Source organism: Blautia sp. OM07-19 (genome assembly GCF_003481595.1).
GTDB classification, from domain to species: Bacteria; Bacillota; Clostridia; order Lachnospirales; family Lachnospiraceae; genus Blautia_A; species Blautia_A intestinihominis.
Window position 1 is genome coordinate 21,317 of the sequence record NZ_QULA01000025.1, and the last position, 17,520, is coordinate 38,836.

17 protein-coding genes are annotated in these 17,520 nt (G+C 47.1%); 4 read left to right on the forward strand and 13 right to left on the reverse strand.

Going from position 1 to position 17,520, the window contains the following annotated elements; genetic code table 11:
* Nucleotides 1–25: 25 nt before the first annotated feature.
* The gene (locus DXC01_RS14800) at nucleotides 26–1,129 is read right to left on the reverse strand and encodes a phosphotransferase enzyme family protein (RefSeq protein WP_330427679.1); all 1,104 of its coding nucleotides are present in this window, start codon (nucleotides 1,127–1,129) and stop codon (nucleotides 26–28) included.
* The gene (locus tag DXC01_RS14805) at nucleotides 1,130–2,059 is read right to left on the reverse strand and encodes a sugar phosphate nucleotidyltransferase (protein WP_118253325.1); all 930 of its coding nucleotides are present in this window, start codon (nucleotides 2,057–2,059) and stop codon (nucleotides 1,130–1,132) included.
* Between the two features lie 283 nt (nucleotides 2,060–2,342).
* Between DXC01_RS14805 and DXC01_RS14810 the strand changes: the two genes are divergently transcribed.
* Both DXC01_RS14810 and nagB read left to right on the forward strand, forming a co-directional pair.
* Entirely contained in the window at nucleotides 2,343–3,248 is a 906-nt protein-coding gene (locus DXC01_RS14810; RefSeq protein WP_118699188.1) for an AraC family transcriptional regulator, read from the forward strand.
* 64 nt (nucleotides 3,249–3,312) lie between these two features.
* Nucleotides 3,313–4,044, forward strand: coding sequence for a glucosamine-6-phosphate deaminase (nagB, locus tag DXC01_RS14815; protein ID WP_022215118.1), 732 nt, complete (start codon nucleotides 3,313–3,315; stop codon nucleotides 4,042–4,044).
* 52 nt (nucleotides 4,045–4,096) lie between these two features.
* Here the strand turns inward: nagB and DXC01_RS14820 are convergent, their stop codons facing one another.
* The 7 genes from DXC01_RS14820 to yedE form a co-directional block, all read right to left on the reverse strand.
* Nucleotides 4,097–5,428 (reverse strand): sensor histidine kinase, encoded by a 1,332-nt coding sequence (locus DXC01_RS14820; protein ID WP_118699189.1) that lies wholly within the window; start codon nucleotides 5,426–5,428, stop codon nucleotides 4,097–4,099.
* Between the two features lie 2 nt (nucleotides 5,429–5,430).
* Nucleotides 5,431–6,099 carry a winged helix-turn-helix domain-containing protein gene (locus tag DXC01_RS14825; protein WP_118253282.1) on the reverse strand — a complete coding sequence of 223 codons (669 nt, stop codon included), beginning with the start codon at nucleotides 6,097–6,099 and terminating at the stop codon, nucleotides 5,431–5,433.
* Between the two features lie 58 nt (nucleotides 6,100–6,157).
* Nucleotides 6,158–7,924, reverse strand: a complete 1,767-nt coding sequence (locus DXC01_RS14830) for a Na/Pi cotransporter family protein (RefSeq protein WP_118699190.1) — start codon at nucleotides 7,922–7,924, stop codon at nucleotides 6,158–6,160.
* 133 nt (nucleotides 7,925–8,057) lie between these two features.
* Nucleotides 8,058–8,558 carry a transcription elongation factor GreA gene (gene greA / locus DXC01_RS14835; protein WP_118699191.1) on the reverse strand — a complete coding sequence of 167 codons (501 nt, stop codon included), beginning with the start codon at nucleotides 8,556–8,558 and terminating at the stop codon, nucleotides 8,058–8,060.
* A gap of 136 nt (nucleotides 8,559–8,694) precedes the next feature.
* Entirely contained in the window at nucleotides 8,695–8,937 is a 243-nt protein-coding gene (locus DXC01_RS14840; protein WP_173905861.1) for a DUF3343 domain-containing protein, read from the reverse strand.
* Nucleotides 8,934–9,140 carry a sulfurtransferase TusA family protein gene (locus DXC01_RS14845; protein ID WP_022215112.1) on the reverse strand — a complete coding sequence of 69 codons (207 nt, stop codon included), beginning with the start codon at nucleotides 9,138–9,140 and terminating at the stop codon, nucleotides 8,934–8,936. Before DXC01_RS14845 ends, DXC01_RS14840 begins: the two co-directional genes overlap by 4 nt.
* 13 nt (nucleotides 9,141–9,153) lie before the next feature.
* Nucleotides 9,154–10,215: a YedE family putative selenium transporter gene (gene yedE, locus DXC01_RS14850; protein ID WP_118699192.1), complete on the reverse strand. Its 1,062-nt coding sequence runs from the start codon at nucleotides 10,213–10,215 to the stop codon at nucleotides 9,154–9,156.
* Nucleotides 10,216–10,407: 192 nt separating this feature from the next.
* Here yedE and DXC01_RS14855 point away from each other — a divergent pair, with 192 nt between their 5' ends.
* Nucleotides 10,408–11,583 (forward strand): aminotransferase class V-fold PLP-dependent enzyme, encoded by a 1,176-nt coding sequence (locus DXC01_RS14855; protein WP_118699193.1) that lies wholly within the window; start codon nucleotides 10,408–10,410, stop codon nucleotides 11,581–11,583.
* Nucleotides 11,584–11,637: 54 nt separating this feature from the next.
* A complete protein-coding gene (locus tag DXC01_RS14860; protein ID WP_118699194.1) occupies nucleotides 11,638–12,534 on the forward strand; it encodes a selenium metabolism-associated LysR family transcriptional regulator in 897 nt (298 codons plus the stop codon).
* Between the two features lie 9 nt (nucleotides 12,535–12,543).
* On the opposite strand, the gene DXC01_RS14865 is transcribed toward DXC01_RS14860, so the two are convergent.
* Genes DXC01_RS14865 through DXC01_RS14880 form a run of 4 tightly spaced genes read right to left on the reverse strand, consistent with a single transcriptional unit; the run spans nucleotide 12,544 to nucleotide 17,517 of the window.
* Nucleotides 12,544–13,689, reverse strand: coding sequence for a ComEC/Rec2 family competence protein (locus tag DXC01_RS14865; protein ID WP_118699195.1), 1,146 nt, complete (start codon nucleotides 13,687–13,689; stop codon nucleotides 12,544–12,546).
* A gap of 15 nt (nucleotides 13,690–13,704) precedes the next feature.
* Nucleotides 13,705–15,204 carry an ATP-binding protein gene (locus tag DXC01_RS14870; protein ID WP_118699196.1) on the reverse strand — a complete coding sequence of 500 codons (1,500 nt, stop codon included), beginning with the start codon at nucleotides 15,202–15,204 and terminating at the stop codon, nucleotides 13,705–13,707.
* On the reverse strand, nucleotides 15,194–16,549 hold the full coding sequence (locus DXC01_RS14875) for a vWA domain-containing protein (RefSeq protein WP_118699197.1): 1,356 nt from the start codon (nucleotides 16,547–16,549) through the stop codon (nucleotides 15,194–15,196). The genes DXC01_RS14870 and DXC01_RS14875 overlap by 11 nt, the downstream gene beginning before the upstream one ends.
* Entirely contained in the window at nucleotides 16,546–17,517 is a 972-nt protein-coding gene (locus tag DXC01_RS14880; protein ID WP_118699198.1) for a leucine-rich repeat protein, read from the reverse strand. Before DXC01_RS14880 ends, DXC01_RS14875 begins: the two co-directional genes overlap by 4 nt.
* Nucleotides 17,518–17,520 lie beyond the last annotated feature (3 nt).

The window sequence follows — 17,520 nt, forward strand, 5'->3', positions numbered from 1 at the left end:
TTCCGAAGCTTTTTTATTGTAAAAATCATTTATATTTTCTGATGATCTCATTCATCTGCGGCAGTTTTTCCTGCATGTCTTTTACAAGAGTAAGCTGGGTCCTGCATCTGTCAAGGTTATGTCCCTCTCTGTGGATATGGAAGTAATGATCTCCCTCCAGATGGTCTGTCAGGAAACGGATTCCATTCTCAAATGTCATAAGGATCGCTCCCATCGGAAGCATCTCGATCTCAAGGTCTGTCAGCGCACCGCCACATCCCTCGATAAATCCCTTCGCATAAACATCAAAGAGATGAAGGTCACAGGACACCTTGGAAAGGTCTCTCTCGTCCTCCAGAGCTGTGCTTGCTCCGAAGCGGATAGAATCACCGAAATCATTCGCTGTCAGTCCCGGCATGACTGTATCCAGATCGATCACACAGATTGCTTTGCCTGTCGCGTCATCGATCATGATGTTGTTCAGCTTGGTGTCATTATGTGTTACACGAAGCGGAAGTCTTCCGTCAAGCTGCATATCATACAGTGCATGTGTCAGTTCTTCTCTCTCCAGGATAAAATCAATTTCTTTCTGGACAGAGGCTGCTCTTCCACAGACATCCTCTGCAACAGCTTTCTTGAATTTCTTAAGGCGGTCCGGTGTGTTATGGAAATCCTTGATCGTCTCATGAAGTGTCTCTGCCGGATAATCTGCCAGAAGCTGCTGAAAATGTCCGAATGCTACTGCGCTCTGATAGAAATCATTGTCGTCCTTTACTGCATCGTAGCAGGTCGCTCCCTCAATAAAGAGATAGACTCTCCAGTACTCTCCATCAGAATCCACAAAATACAGAAGACCTGTCTGGCTTTTTACCAGTGTCAGTGTCTCTCGTTCCGGATCGCCGCCATTCTCGATGATCTTTTTGCGGAGCCAGGAAGTGACACCGCTGATATTTTCCATCAGTTCCACTGGTTTCTTAAAAATATTTCTGCTCATTCTCTGCAGGATATATCGTTTCGTTCCCTGTGATGTCTCGTAAGTCAGTCGATAAGTATCATTAATATGACCGCTTCCATATCTGATGCACTCTTTGAGTTCACCATGCAATTTGAAGCCGTCAATCGCTTCACGTACTGTATTGCCGATCTCCACTTATGCTTCCTCCCATAAATTCTGCGGATACAGCCCCTGATCTTTCAGGTTCTGAACTGCAGCCATTACCATTGGTTTATCTTCTTTGTAAGTAACTCCGTACCATTTATCCTCGGACTTGAGAACTTTGACAGTTGCTTTGTGCTCCTGAAGAAGTTCGTCAACAACAAATGGAAGGAAATATTCTCCCTTCATCGGATTATTCTTGATCGCATCATCCAGAAATGGTTTAAAACGTTCTTTAAGTTCCTTCAAAATGCTGTTTGAGAATCCCCACATATTCATGGAAACGATGCTGCCCTCCGGAAGCATGGTCCATGTCTTGCCGTCATCCTCTGTGTATGCTGTACCGCCGTCATGTTTCTCGATATGGGTACGCTCATTGATCTTGATCAGATGACCTTCCTCATCTGTCACACAGACACCTCTGGCAACATGACCATTCTCTGTAAGGGTATTCTCAAGGCGGTATCCTACCATCATGTAACGGTAAACATCTCCTTCTTCCTGCTCAGAAGTCAGGAAATCATATGCCATCTTGAATGCATGTACACCATAGTAATCATCTGCATTGATAACAGCAAAAGGTCCATCGATCTCATCGATACAGCTTAAGACTGCATGGCCGGTTCCCCACGGTTTCACTCTTCCTTCCGGGACTGCATAACCTTCCGGAAGATTGGTCAGTTCCTGGAAAACATACGCTACTTCGATCTGTTTGCTCAGACGATCCCCGATTGCCTCACGGAATGCCTGTTCATTTTCTCTCTTTATAATAAATACGACTTTCTCAAAGCCAGCTCTTACTGCATCATAAATGGAAAAGTCCATGATAATATGACCTTCTTTGTCAATTGGATCGATCTGTTTCAGACCGCCATAGCGGCTTCCCATTCCTGCTGCCATAACTACCAAAACCGGTTTTTTCATCATTGTGTCCTCCTCATACTTCTGTTTAATCGGATCTTTGTGATCCACTTTTTCTTTGCTTTTAATCGTACACCACTAATCCCGATATGACAATATAAATAAGTTTCAACTTTGATAACCATTATCTAATATGAGCGTTTTTTTCTCAATAGTATTTGCACGATAAGGTTATATTTTTATATTATTGTGATTATCATTTGACTATTTCACACAAATTTATTAGTATAAAACCATCGAACAATATTATAAATGCTGAATACCATCTGATGAAGGAGGTCTTCCCGTGGCTTATCAGAGTGTCTCATTGGACCAGGAACTTTTCATAAAAAGCATTTACACGATCCATTACTACGAATATCAGAATGATTTTCATTTTGACGGCGAACGCCACGACTTCTGGGAATTTCAATGCGTGGACACCGGTGCTGCCGAGGTTGTTACAGACAATGGATGCCACACCCTCTCCCGTGGTCAGGTCATCTTTCACCGCCCAAATGAATTTCACACACTGAAAGCTACAGGAAAAACCGCTCCAAGCATCATCGTGATCTCATTTTCCTGTGATTCGCCGTGCATGGAATTTTTTGAAAATAAGATACTCACTTTTTCAGAAACAGAGCGGAGCATCCTCGGACGCATCATCGCAGAGGCGCGGAACTGTTTTGAAACACCTCTGGACGATCCTTATCTGGAGCAGATGATCAAGAAACCTGAGATTTCCTTCGGTTCCCAGCAGCTTCTGACACTTTACCTTGAGGAGCTTCTGATCCACGTGATCCGGCGTTATACGATCGCACATTATTCCGCTTCTGCCGGGATCTACGATCCCTGCCAGACAACTTCTGATACCTGCCGCAAGATCATCCACTACCTGGAACAGCATGTCCGGGAAACCCTGACGATCCAGGATATCTCAAGGAACAATATGATCGGGCGCTCACAGCTGCAGAAACTTTTTCGCGAAGAATATCAGTGTGGTGTGATCGAATTTTTCTCACGGATGAAGATCGACTTTGCCAAACAGCTCATCCGGGAAAACGAAATGAATTTCACGCAGATTTCCGATTTCCTGAGTTATTCTTCGATCCATTATTTTTCCAGACAGTTCAAGAAACTGTCCGGAATGACACCGACAGAATACGCCACTTCTATCAAGGCACTGTCTGAACGCCCACAGCGTCAGAATTAATATTTATGAAGGTAAAAACTATATAAAAATACAATTGTCCTTAATTGGACGGGGAGGACTTACCATGCAGATCTGCAAAGTAAAGAATTATCAGGAACTCAGCCGCAAAGCTGCCAATCTCATCGCAGCCCAGATCACTCTGAAACCAGACAGTGTTCTTGGTCTGGCCACCGGCTCTTCACCGATCGGCACTTATGACCGCCTTGTAGAAATGTACCAGGACGGCGACCTGGATTTTTCACAGATCACCACTGTAAATCTTGATGAATATAAGGGACTTCCAGGTTCCCATGAACAGAGCTATCGTTATTTCATGAATACGCATCTTTTTCACCGCGTGAACATTTCTTATGACAATACTTATGTTCCAGACGGTACGGAAACTGACAGCGAAAAGTGCTGCCAGGCCTACAACGAACTGATCCACCGCGTCGGACCGGCTGACATCCAGCTTCTTGGTCTCGGCCACGACGGTCACATTGGCTTCAACGAACCATCCGACCATTTTGAAGATGAGACACACTGTGTTGACCTCACTGAAACAACGATCCAGGCAAATAAGCGTTTCTTTGCCAGCGAAGAAGATGTTCCTCGTCAGGCATACACTATGGGGATCGGAACCATCATGCGCTGCCGTAAGCTGATCGTTCTTGTCAGCGGCAAGGATAAGGCCGCGATCCTGAAACAGGTGATCCAGGGACCTGTCACACCAGAAGTTCCCGGATCTATTCTTCAGTTCCATCCGGACTGCACGATCATCGCCGATGAAGCAGCTCTCTCCGAGATGGATCTTTGATTTCGCCTTCAAATTTATTTCTTTTACAACGCACAAAAATGGAGCCAGTCTGTCAAAAGACCAGCTCCATTTTTGTGCCCTGCCCTGGTTCGCTGTCCAGAACGATCTCTGCGTTATGAAGGATCGCGCCGTGCTTTACAATCGAAAGTCCAAGCCCCGTTCCACCGGTTTCCCGGGAATGACTCTTATCCACTCTGTAGAATCGTTCAAAGATCCTCTTCTGTTCCTCTTTCGGAATGCCGATTCCGTTGTCCTCCACGCGATAGTACGGATGGCTTCCTCTCTGCCCTACAAAGATCTTTACGATTCCATCTTTATTCGTATAGCGCACTGCATTGTCCGCAATATTGTACAGCATCTCATAGAGGACCTGACGCACACCCTCGACGAAAACTGACGCTCCCTCAAGCTGTAACTGAATATTCTTCTTTGATGCTGCACTGTCCAGATGAAGGACGATATCCTCTGACAGCTCATACAGATCCACCGGCTCAAATGGCATATCGCTATCCTTCTCATCCAGCCTCGACAACTGGATGATATCTGTCACCAATGTACTTAAACGGCTTGCCTCGTGGTAGATCCTTCCGGAAAACTCCTGTATCTTGTCTCCCGGAACCATCCCGTTCATCATCAGCTCCGCATAACCGGAGATCGACATCAACGGTGTCTTAAGCTCGTGAGAAACATTCGCAGAAAATTCCCTGCGGACAGCCTCTGCCTCCTTGAGCTCTTCCATCTGTTTCGCGATCTGGTGGTTCTGCTCATCTACACGCTCCAGAAGAGGTCGCAGTTCCTCATAGCGGACTTCTCCAAGCGGATGTTCCAGATCCAGTGTATTGATCGGCTCGATCAGGTCCTGTGTCTGTTTCCGGACAAGGATAAATGCCAGCACCAGAATCAGAAGCAAAAGCGCACCAAAAAGTGCCGAACTGGAGACCATTGTCGAAAAGACACTGTCTGTCGTTCTTCCCACACGGAGGATATCTCCATTGGAAAGTTTCACCGCACAGTAAAAATTCTGCTTTGAAAGTGTCTCTGAATAACGCAGAGTCTCCGCATAGCCTTCTTTTTCTGCCTGAATAAATTCCGGACGGTTGCTGTGATTGGCAAGCTCCGTCGGATCTTCCAGTGAATCAAACAAAACATTTCCTTCACTGTCCAAAAGTGTGATACGGGCAGCGGAAGCTTTGCCAAGATCCTTGTCCAGATAGGATTCGCCCATCTTTTCTACGCTGTCCTGGATGTATTTTGTACTGTCCCGGACGCTCTGCTTCAGATCTTCATTATACTTGCTGTACATGACCAGACTCGCTGCAAGGAATGTCATAAGCACTGACAGGACTACGAGCAGACAGGTATGGTTTAATATCTTTTTTCTCATTTTTATGCTCCGATCCGGTAGCCTACGCCTCGAACCGTCTCGACCAGATTTCCGGCTTCCCCAAGCTTCTGTCTCAGGGTACGGACATGTACATCGACTGTCCTCGTCTCACCGTCAAAATCATATCCCCATACATGGCAGAGGATCTGATTTCTCGTCATGACCAGTCCCTTGTTTTCCATCAGATACTGAAGAAGTTCAAATTCCTTACGTGTCAGTTCGATCTTTTCACCCTTCCAGCAGACTTTGTGCTTTCCGACAGACAGTGTCAGATCCTGACATTTCAGTTCTTTGTCGTCCTCCTGTCTGGAACAGCGGCGCAGGACCGCCTTTACTCTGGCGACAAATTCCATCATTCCAAAAGGTTTTGTGATATAATCATCGGCTCCTGCTTCCAGCCCGCGGACCTTGTCAAATTCGGCTTCTTTTGCCGTGACCATGATCACCGGGATATTTTTGGTCTCCTGTGAAGCTTTGAGCCGTTCGAGAATGCTGTATCCGTCTTCCCCCGGAAGCATGATGTCCAGAAGGATAAGATCCGGGAGTTCTTCTTTAAGAAGTGCCCGGAGTTCTTTCCCATTCGACACACCCTTTGCTGAAAATCCTGTCGTTTCCAGGGTATAAATCAAAAGCTCTCTGATATTTCTTTCATCTTCTACACAATAGATCATTCTGTTGTAACTGTTATTTCCCTTTCTGTCCGGAATCTGCCGTTACTGTGTGTAGCTTTTACGGAAGTACATACTCTCTCTGCAGTTCTTCCAGACGATTGTAATAGCCTTCATCTGGTTCGTTTTTGAGGCTCTCCAGATGACTGTGTGTATCATAAAGATTCTCTCTTACCTGTGTTACGCAGACGCTGATGTTGGAACAATGGTCTGCGATACGTTCCAGACTGGTGAGCAGGTCTGTGAGGATAAATCCCATCTCGATCGTACATTCTCCGGAACGCAGACGGTTGACATGGCGACGTTTCATCTCCCTGCTCAGCTCATCCACCATTTCTTCCAGAGGCTCTACATCACGGGTGAGGTTCATATCCTGCTTGTCGAATACGTCATATGCAGTATCTACGATCCTGCCGACTACACTGACCAGAACCTGAAGTTCCGTTCTGGCCTCCGGCGAGAAACTGAGATTCTTTTCGTGAAGCTCTCTTGCGGATTCCATAATATTTACCGCATGATCTGAGATACGCTCGAAATCACCGATGCAGTGAAGCATGATGGAAACGCTGTGGCTGTCCTTTTCGGAGAGGTCTTTGTTATTCAGTTTCACCAGATAAGTTCCCAGTTCATCCTCATAGCGGTCTACTTTTGACTCGATCTTCTGAACTCGTTCTGCCTGTTCTTCCTGATAGTCGCGAAGCAGTCCAAGAGAGATATCCAGAGCCCTGCGGGAATCGCGTTCCATATGTTTTGCTGCATTTCTTCCCTGTTCTACGGCAAAAGCCGGTTTTTCCAGAAATCTGGATTCGAGGATCATGAACTCCTGATCTTCCTTGCTGACTTCATCGGACTTGTCATCACGGATGGTAAGACAGGCAAGTTTCACAAGAAGATTGGAGAATGGCAGCCATACAAGTGTCGCTGTGATATTGAAGACACTGTGCGTGATCGCGATCGTTGCCGGTGTCGCCATCTGTGTCATAAATGGAAAATGCACAGCAGTATTGATAAGATAAAACAGTGACATGAACACAATCGTTCCGATCAGGTTAAAGTACAGATGGATCATTGCTGCTCTCTTGGCATTCTTGTTTGCGCCGATCGCAGACAGAAGTGCGGTCACACAGGTACCGATGTTCTGTCCCATGATGATCGGGAATGCAGAGCTGAATGGAACTGCACCTGTCATACAGAGTGCCTGAAGGATACCGACAGATGCGGAGGAAGACTGAATGATCGCAGTCAGGATCGTACCTGCAAGGATTCCTGCTACCGGATTGGAGAATTTAAGGAGAAGACCTGTAAATTCCGGTACATCTGCCAGAGGTTTTACTGCGCCGCTCATAGATTCCATACCAAACATCAGCACTGCGAATCCCAGAAGGATGGTTCCGATATCTTTCTTACGGGAGCTTTTGGTAAAAGTCAGAAGGCTGATTCCGACCAGTGCCAGGACCGGTGAAAAAGAACTCGGTTTCAGAAGGCTGATAAAAAAGTTGCTGCTCTCAATTCCTGTAAGGCTCAGAAGCCAGGAAGTAATGGTAGTTCCGATATTCGCACCCATGATGATGCCGACTGCCTGTGTCAGTTTCATGATTCCTGAGTTTACAAATCCGACTACCATGACAGTTGTTGCAGATGAGGACTGGATGACTGCTGTCACGCACATTCCGAGAAGTACTGCTTTCCATTTGCTGGAAGTTAAGTTTTCCAGGATCTGCTCCAGTTTACCTCCTGATACCTTTGCCAGACCATCGCCCATAACCTGCATTCCATACAAAAACATGGCAAGACCGCCCAACAATGTTAATATGCTGAAAAAATCCATAATGTTCTCCTTTGCTCAGATTTAATATGGTTTCATCATATTGACATCGTGTAAAGTTCTCACCAGTTTTATGTTAAATCTTTGTAAAATCGAATTTCACAGAAAAAAGGCTCTTTTTGGCGGATTTTTTCTGTCAGAAGCTTCGGATATCCTCTCCTTCGTCTCCTGTTTTGTCGATAGAGCGGATGTGCAGATAGTAGCTTACGTTTTCGTTTACCTGTACTTTGACTCTGTCTCCGACGCGGTGTCCCTTGAGGGCTTTGCCGATCGGGGATTCGATGCTGACACGGTTTTCCATCGAATTTCCACGGATCGAAGTGACGAGTTTGTATTTCTCCACTTCGCCGTCTTCCTCGAATTCGACTTCTACGATATCGTCCATGCCTACTTCATCTGACCTGGAAGTATCCTCTACGACTTCTGCTGTCTTGAGCATTCTCTCCAGGTAACGGATTCTGCTCTCGTTCTGGTTCTTGTGTTTCTTTGCAGCGTAGTATTCAAAGTTCTCACTCAGGTCGCCCTGCGCACGCGCTTCCTTGACCGCCTCGATGGCTTCCTTTCGGATAACCAGCTTACGGTGCTCGATCTCTTCTTCTATTTTTTCTACATCTCTTTTTGTCAGTTTTTCTCTCATTTTTGTCACTCCTGATTCTGTGCCGCATCTCTAAACCTGATGCGGTTTTTATTTTATCCCTAGTATACACGAATTTACATTTTCGTACAATCTCACGTCAAAAAAAGAGAAGCCCGAAAGCTCCTCTTAATATTTTTTATTCTTCATCTGCATGATAGATACGCACATATCCTGAATCTTCGATCCGGACGATCTGTTCCACTTCTTCGTTTCGCTCCGGGAATTCCCCTTCTGCCTCGAAGCGCACACAGGTTCCGCAGGAAGAACTCAAGTCTCTGGGAACCGGCATGACAACCGCCTCCAGATCCATCTTCTCACAGTTCTTCCGGTACTGGATCGCACCATAATGAGAATAAAACGTCGCTATATATTTCATCATTTCTTTATCCTGAGCAGGAAATCATCGCCCTGTTCTTCCACCTCGACCTGATAGCCCTGATGGATCGCAAAACGGGAGACATTTTCTTTTGCCACCACATTGTCTACCAGAACTTCATACTGAGCTTCTCTGGACGCCATGGCATTTTTTGTCTGGATGACTGGTTCCGGGCAGGACAGTCCTCTTGCATCTACTCTTTTCATATTTTATCTCCTTTCAGGCTTCTTTTCGCCTGGAATTGACCACGCCGATCACTGCTACAACAATGATACCGATCACAACTGCGATCTTGCCGTTTGCTGTCGGGCCATCTGCTGAAGATGCCAGACCGAAGTTGTGGGCAAAAGCAGCTCCTGCCATCAGGCCGAGAACAGTTACCACAGAGTCGGTATTTCCCTCACCGGAGAGAATGAGCTGGCGCATCGGGCAGCCACCGAGAAGGATACAGCCAAAACCTGCAAGATACATGCCAAGTGCATTCCACAAACCATCTGTATGTGCGATCGGCTGACCGGCAAATCCCGGATGGAAATATCCAAGTGCCACATTTACGATCAATGCACTGACAAGGATCGCAACAAAACCAAACAGAAGCTTGAACTCGCCAAACAGAACTGCATCACGGATTCCGCCGACCATGCAGAGACGGGTTCTCTGTGCAAGGATACCAACGATCACCCCTGCTGCCAGTGAGATCAGGATTGCCGCATGCTTTGCTCCAGGGCCGCCGTCCGGCTCTGTGAAATGGATAAATGCCGGTGCTGCCACAAGAAGGATCAGCATCACGATCTGAACTGCAGGGAAAATACTTCCCTCAAGTTTCGGCATCTTGTAGGAACGCTTCAGAGTGTATCCTTTCTTGAGGAAGAATGTTCCTGTCAGGATACCTGCCGCGAAACCAACCAGGCCGAAGATGGCATTTCCGTCACCGCCTGCCAGACGCAGGATCATACGGAACGGACAGCCAAGGAACATCAGACATCCGATCATAACAAAAGCACCCAGGACAAATCTTGTCACCGGTGCAGAACCGCCTCTTGGACGGAACTCTTTGGTGATCAGTGACACGATACATGCACCCAGCACAAGTCCGATGATCTCCGGACGGATGTACTGTACGGCTGCTGCGGAATGAAGTCCGAGCGCACCTGTGGTATCACGGAGGAAGCAGGCAATACAGAATCCCATATTTGCCGGATTTCCAAAGAATACCAGCATGGCTGCGATCACACCGATGATCACGCCAGCTACAACAATTGTTGTTTTTTCTTTTTTCATTAGTGAATAACCTCCCTTTCCCTCAATGCTGAAAGATTTTGGTATCAGCATATTTTCTTTGTATTATCATACCATTGTTGAGCATTTTTCACCAATTAAATATAGTCGTATTTTATATCTACTTATAGATAATATTTATAAATTATGATATACTCAGAATTATGATCTAATAAAAGTACGTGAGGTAATTTTATGAAAAAAATATATCTGGATCAGGCAAGCACTTCTTTTCCGAAGGCTCCTTCTGTGTCTGATGCTGTTTATCAGTATCTCTCCGGCTGTGCGGTCAATGTCGGACGCGGCGGGTATCAGGCTGCCTATTCCGTAGAAGAACAGATCTTTGAGACAAGAGAACAGCTTCGCCGGTTTTTCCATTTCACATCCGGCAGGGGCAAAAATGTGATTTTCACCCAGAACATCACTATGAGCCTTAATATTCTCCTCAAGGGGATCCTGAAACCAGGCGACCATGTGCTGGTCACTTCGATGGAGCACAATGCAGTAATGCGCCCGCTTGTGCAGCTTCAGAGACAGGGAGTGACTTTTGACAGGATTCCGTGCGATCATGAAGGAAATCTGATTCTCTCAGAAGCAGATGCGCTCGTGAAACCAAATACCAGACTTCTCGTCTGTCTCCACGCTTCCAATGTATGCGGAACCATCATGCCGCTTAAGGAGATCAGCACCTTCTGCCAGAAACATGGGCTGCTTTTTGTCCTGGACAGTGCGCAGACTGCCGGTACACTTCCGATCGATATGGAAGAATTAAAGCTTGATGCGCTCGCTTTCACCGGGCACAAAGGACTCCGTGGACCACAGGGGATCGGCGGTTTCCTGATCCGCAGCGAGCTTGCTTCTCAGATCGAACCCCTCTTAAGTGGCGGCACCGGAAGTATTTCCCATACTGAAGAAGTCCCTGATTTCCTCCCGGACCGCTTCGAGCCGGGAACGCCGAACATCCCCGGGATCCTCGGTCTTCACGCCGCGCTTGATGATCTGGAGAACAGTTCAATGGATCTGGCTTTCCAGCATGAACTCACGCTGACGAAACAATTCATTGACGGAATCCTCACCCTCGACCCGGCTGAGGCCAGCCTTCGCGTGATCGGACACAAAGACACCCAGAACCGCTGTGCCGTCGTCTCGATCCAGACACTTGAAGTGGATATGGCTCGTGCCGCCTTTGAACTGGACGATACTTACGGGATCATGTCCCGCGTCGGTCTCCACTGTGCCCCAAGTGCGCACAAAACCCTCGGCACATATCCTGCCGGTACGCTCCGCTTCTCCTTTGGTCCGGAAAATACCCCGGAAGAAGTGGACACTGCCCTTCATGCACTTGCAGAGATCACAGGGATTTCACAATAAGCGTATCATTATCGTATTATTTAGAAGATTCACTTTTCAGGAGATTTTTGATTTATGGAATTCAAACAGTTAGAAGCCTTTGTCGCCGTCGTCGATTACGGCAGTTTCTCCGAAGCTGCCAGACGACTTTATCTGACACAGCCAACCATCAGCGCACACATCCGCTCCCTCGAAGAAGAGCTTCACTCCAAACTCATCATCCGCACGACAAAAAAGACCACCATTACCACCAGAGGCTACCAGCTCTACGACAGTGCAGTCCGGATGCTTGAGATCCGCAACAACCTTCTCGACAACTTCACAGGGGCGCAGAAGCACATGATCGACCTTGCAGCCTCCACGATTCCTTCCTCTTATCTGTTGCCGGAACTGCTCGCAGGTTTTGGAGGCACGCACCCGGATATTTATTTTCATTCCATTCAGACAGACAGCGAAGGAGCTATCCACCGTGTCCTCGATGGAATCGTCGACCTCGCACTCGTCGGGCAGAACACCGGAGATGAAAGCTGTGTCTTTATCCCGTTCTGCCAGGATACTCTTGTGATCGCCACGCCTGTCACAGAACACTACCTGAAATTCAAGGAAGATCCTATCGATTTCAAACAGTTTCTGGAAGATCCGATCATCATCCGTGAAAAAGGCTCCGGCACCAAGAAAGAGATGGATCTTTTTCTGGAAAAGATCGGCATCACGCCTTCTGACCTCAATGTGATCGCCCGAATGAACGATCTGGAAAGCATCAAGAAATCTATCGTCAACGGACTTGGCATCTCAATCCTCTCTGCCCGTTCTGCCGTAGATCTGGAAAAAACAAAACAGATCCTTCTGTTTCCATTAGAAGAATCTGTTCATAAAAGAAGTTTTTACATTGTTTACAGCAAAAACCGGATCCTGAAACCGCATGTGCGCCAGTTTATGCACTATGTACGGGATTTTTATCAGGAAATCTGATTCTCGTTTTTACCAGCATTTTTTGCAGGCTTCATAACCTTCACTGAGTGCCTGTGATTCACTTTCCTGTCTTGCATTGTCCGGGTTCATATTTCCGCAGTTTGGAATGCTGTGATATTTGCTTCCTGTTGCAGAGATCCAGACCATGGCTCCCTGGGTGTCAGTCGTGTCTGCATTCTCGGTGCTGTTGTCCGAAATCTGTGAGCTGTCTGACCAGCCAGAATAACGCACACCTGAACCTGTACTTGCATCAGAAGAACCTGAACTGCTGCCAGTACTCTCATCTCCGGAACTGTAATCGTTGCACGGTTCCTGGTTCCAGCTGATCGTACTTCCATCAGAAACTGCGATCACGGTTCCCTGGTCATCGGTACGAAATACCGGGATATCCATGTCGGAAAGTTTTCCCATTGTCTCCGCAGTCGGATGACCGTAGGAATTACCTTTGCCGCAGCTTACCACTGCCCAGGATGGAGTCGATGCTTCCAGAAGATCCCATGAAGTAGAAGATGCAGAACCATGATGACCGAGACAGAGCACATCACAGTCCAGGTTCATTCCTGTACTGATCATATCCTGCTCACTTGTCTCCTCCGCATCTCCCATGAACATAAAGCTGTTGTCACCATTGACAAGACGGATCACAACAGAGTTGTCATTGCTGTTCTTGGAGATTCCGGAAGGTGCCATGACCGTGAAACTGCCGGTCCCAAATTCATAAGTATCACCGACAGCCGGATATTCGACAGTGATCGCATTCGCTGTCGCCGTATTCATAAACGTATTAAAAAGGTCCGATGTGTGCACATAGTCGGAACCCAGAACATGATCCACCTCAAAATTATCAAGGCATTTGACAAGTCCTCCCAGATGATCCTCATCATAGTGAGAGGAGATCATGTAATCGATCGTCTCTACTTCCTGATTTTTAAGATACTGAACCACCTCATCTGCATGAGAACGGTTTCCACCATCATAGAGAAGATTTTCTCCGCCCGACTGCACGAGGATCGCCAGTCCCTGCCCTACATCAATAAAGTGCACCGCCATGTCGCCGCCTGCTGCTTCCACCGGAACGATACTGCCCGGAAGCAGAAGCGAAAACGCCAGAAGCAGCGAAAGTAAAAAGGTGTAGATTTTCCTTTGTTTCTTCATTTAATAACGCTCCTCTTAAAGTTCTTCAATTCTCCTTCGGATCTGCTGGCTCACATCTTCGAACAGCAGATCTCTGTTGTAACGTACGTATCTCTCACATTCATAAGTTTCCAGGAAACGTACACAGTAGAAATCGGTATTGATCCCTGAGACAAACATAACCATTTCCTGGCTGTTATAGAAAGCCGCCTCCATGAAATCAAACGCATATTCCAGTGTATTTCCTGCCTGATCCCATTCGTCTTCCCAGGAAGCTCTTTCTTCCCCAAATGCTTCCCGGACGAGATCAAATGCATCTTCTCCCCGAACCTCGCTGTGCTGTTTCAGAAGTTTCGCGTAATCTTCCAGAAGTGTGACTGCCTGGCGGATGCAGAGGTCTTCTCTTCGTTCCAGAAGTCCTTCTTTCTGCTTCTTCTCTCGGGTGTTTTTGAGATCAAAGATGTAGTCTTCCAGTCTCTGCGCGAGATTTCCGGATGACAGGTTTTCTTTCAGGGCTTTCAGCACCTCGAACACTTTTTCCAGTACTTCTTCCTGAAGCATAACTTTTCGTACCGCCTGTCTTGTGCCGGAGAACAGAAGGTTTACAACACTCACTCTTTCATCGAAGGATGCGTGGGAAACTTTCCTGACCATCACTTCGGAATTTTTGCCCTGAAGGATCTCTGTGATCTGGTAATCCTGTTGGTATTTTTGATACAGTTCGTAATATTCTGCAAATTCCTGTGAGATACGCTCATGCTGGATATACTGCCCCACAAGATCCGCTGTGATGTTTTTTCCAAGACGCTCGTAGACTTCCATCATCCTGGAAAGATCTTCCCATCCTCGCGGAGTCGCAAACTGTTTGCCGTCAATCGTTGTCTCCATCTGGTAGAAACAGTTGTTTCGAAGTTCCAGATAAGAAAGGATCGCCGGATGCATGTTTTCTTTGTATGCGTACTCCCGCCAGGTCTGATAGTCCGGCTCTACGAGGATCTTTTTGACACGGTCCAGGGTGACAACGTCGAACTCGCGGACAGATTTGTTGTATTCCGGCGGGTTTCCTGCTGCCACGATCACCCATCCCTTCGGGATCTCATGGTTTCCGAAACTCTTGCACTGGAGAAACTGCAGCATCGCCGGAGCCAGTGTCTCAGAAACACAGTTGATCTCATCAATAAAAAGGATTCCCTCGCTGAGACCCGTCTCACTCATACGGTTATAAATACTTGCAACGATCTCGCTCATCGTATATTCTGTCGCCGAGTATTCCCTGCCGCCGTATTCCTTCTTCGAAATAAACGGAAGTCCGATCGCACTCTGTCTGGTGTGGTGTGTGATCGTGTACGCCACCAGTGCCACGCCGCATTCACGCGCCGCCTGCTCCATGATCTGCGTCTTTCCGATTCCCGGTGCACCAAGGAGAAGCACCGGCCTCTGATGAACGCTCGGGATCACATATTCTCCATACTCGTCTTTCATAAGATACGCTTCGACCGTATCCACAACTTCCTGTTTTGCCTGTTTAATATTCATAATAATCTTCTTTCCTCTCTAGTGCCTGTGTATCCAGAATGAGTTTGATCGCCCACGGCGGCACATCCACATCCCTGTAATCATCCTTCATAAAAACAAACGCGGTATCATAAGGCGGCATCTTTGCCGGAAAAGTCCCATATCCGTCGGTGAAATACAGAAGTCCCCGAAGTCTCTGAAATGCTCCCATTTTGATCAAATGCTCCACATACGTAAATGCCGGACGGAAATCCGTTCCGCCGAACCCTCTTACATTAAAATCCTCAAGATACGCTTCCATCTCTTTCTGGTTATGGATCACCTGATCGTCCTGGATCTTTTCGTCACACTGAATGATGTGCACCTGGATCTTTCGGAAAAAACTCTCCGACTCTGCAAGTACACTGTACGTTTCCTCCAGAAACCTGCGGATCAGGCTTCCATTACAGGACATGGAAGTGTCGATCACGATGACAAAATCTTCGATTTTTTTCATCTCTTTTGTTTCCAGCGGCTCGATCAGCGGCATATTCCCGTAAGTTTCCATCCCAAAATGATAGTAGATCGGGTCAAAAGAATCCATATCCACCTGCATCTCTTCTTTCAGGACAGAAAACTTCCGAAGGAACTCCCGGTAATCATACCGTTTTCTGTTTTCTGCCTGCAGATGCTCCACAAGTCTCGGCGAATCCCCTGCTGCTTCCTTTGAAAAAAGCTCCATCTCCGTCTGCATCTTGCGCCGCATCTCTTCCCATTTCTTCTGGCGGTCTGCCATCCCGCTTCGACTGTTCGGCGTGTACCAGAAATGGTGGTCGTCCTTGCGGAATTCCTGTTCCAGCCGGGCGATTTCTTCTTCCTCGCATTTCAGGAGATCATAATACAGGATCTCCGCAGTCAGAACTTTGTGTTCTGTTTTCCACTGCTGATATTTTTCTCTTCGGAAACTGTTCGGGCGGATGTAAACTGCCTTCTGATAAAGTTCATCCAGAATATTTTCCACCGCGATATCTGCTGCCAGATCCCAGATTCTCCACTCCCGTTCCTTTCTGCTCCACAGATGGCAGAAAAGACAGTGCAGAAGTTCGTGGAGATACAGCCTGTTGATCACTACTTTGTTCTGCATAAACATCGGAAGCAGCCACTGTGGGGACACATAGAGAAGTTTCCCGTCCGTGCCCAGCACCTGTGTCTCGCCTGACGGCACTATCTTTAATGCACTGAGAGCGCTCTGGAAATAACGCATGGAAACCGCCAGTTCATTTCTGGAATTTGCAAAAATATCCTGGCAGATCTCCAGTACCTCTTCTTCTTTTTTGCGCTGCTCATGAACAAAATTTCCAAATTTGTTTTTTTCTTCTCTGTTCACAGTTCAAATGCCTTTCTCTTCTTCCTTCCATGGCCTGCGAGCGTGTCCATGAGGATACTGACCCATCTGGAATCTCCTGATCTCTGTGCACGCTCGAGCATTTTTTCTGTCTCTGTCCTGTCCGGAGTGATCTTTGTGAGGATCGTCCGCATTGCTGCGTATTCTTTTTCTTCGCCAAGGATACTGACCGCACGCTCTCCGTGTTCTCTGAGATACTGGATGTATTTTTCTTCCGCTGTCTCTGTCAGATCCATCGGGTAGAGGATACGGTCCAGTACCAGTTTCAGAACGATTGACTCCTCCTCCCACGCTTCCGCATAGGGAAAAAGCTTGTCGTATTCCAGTATGTTGAGTTTCTTGTGAAGGAAGCTGTTTCGGTAACGGATCCCGCTTCCGTGCACATGATTTTCGATGATTCGCGCCGGTGTGTTTTCTACGCCTTCCTCAAAAAATTCCGGAAACCAGAAACGCCCCTGTTCACCATTTTTGTCCATATCGACTCTCAGAGTCTCCGGCAGTTCTGTCAGGATATCTCTCAGGCAGGAATCACCGTTCTCGTCTGTTTTTACAGTGACCCGCTCGATCTTGTGGCAGCCGGTCATTGCACCGACACCGACATCCCGCAGATCACCGCCGAAACTTAACTTTTTCAAGTGAAAACAATTGTAAAAAGCATATCTTCCTACTTTTCTGAGTTTTGACGGAAGAATCAGTTCCTGCACCGCATTTCCGGACATCTCCGGCATTCCTTCTTCATCCTGCACTTCCAGTCCGTCCTCTGTACAGAATTTCCCACTCATCCTGCACTTTTCCAAGTCGCCCCGGTCTATATGGTCAGAAAAAATATATGCTCCCAGTTCTGTCACAGGAAATCCTTCCAGAGTTTCCGGCAGTTCCACGATCCCGTCGTGTCCATATACGCGGTCAATGCAGATTCCTGTTTTGTTTCTTCTATATAAATATATCATTTT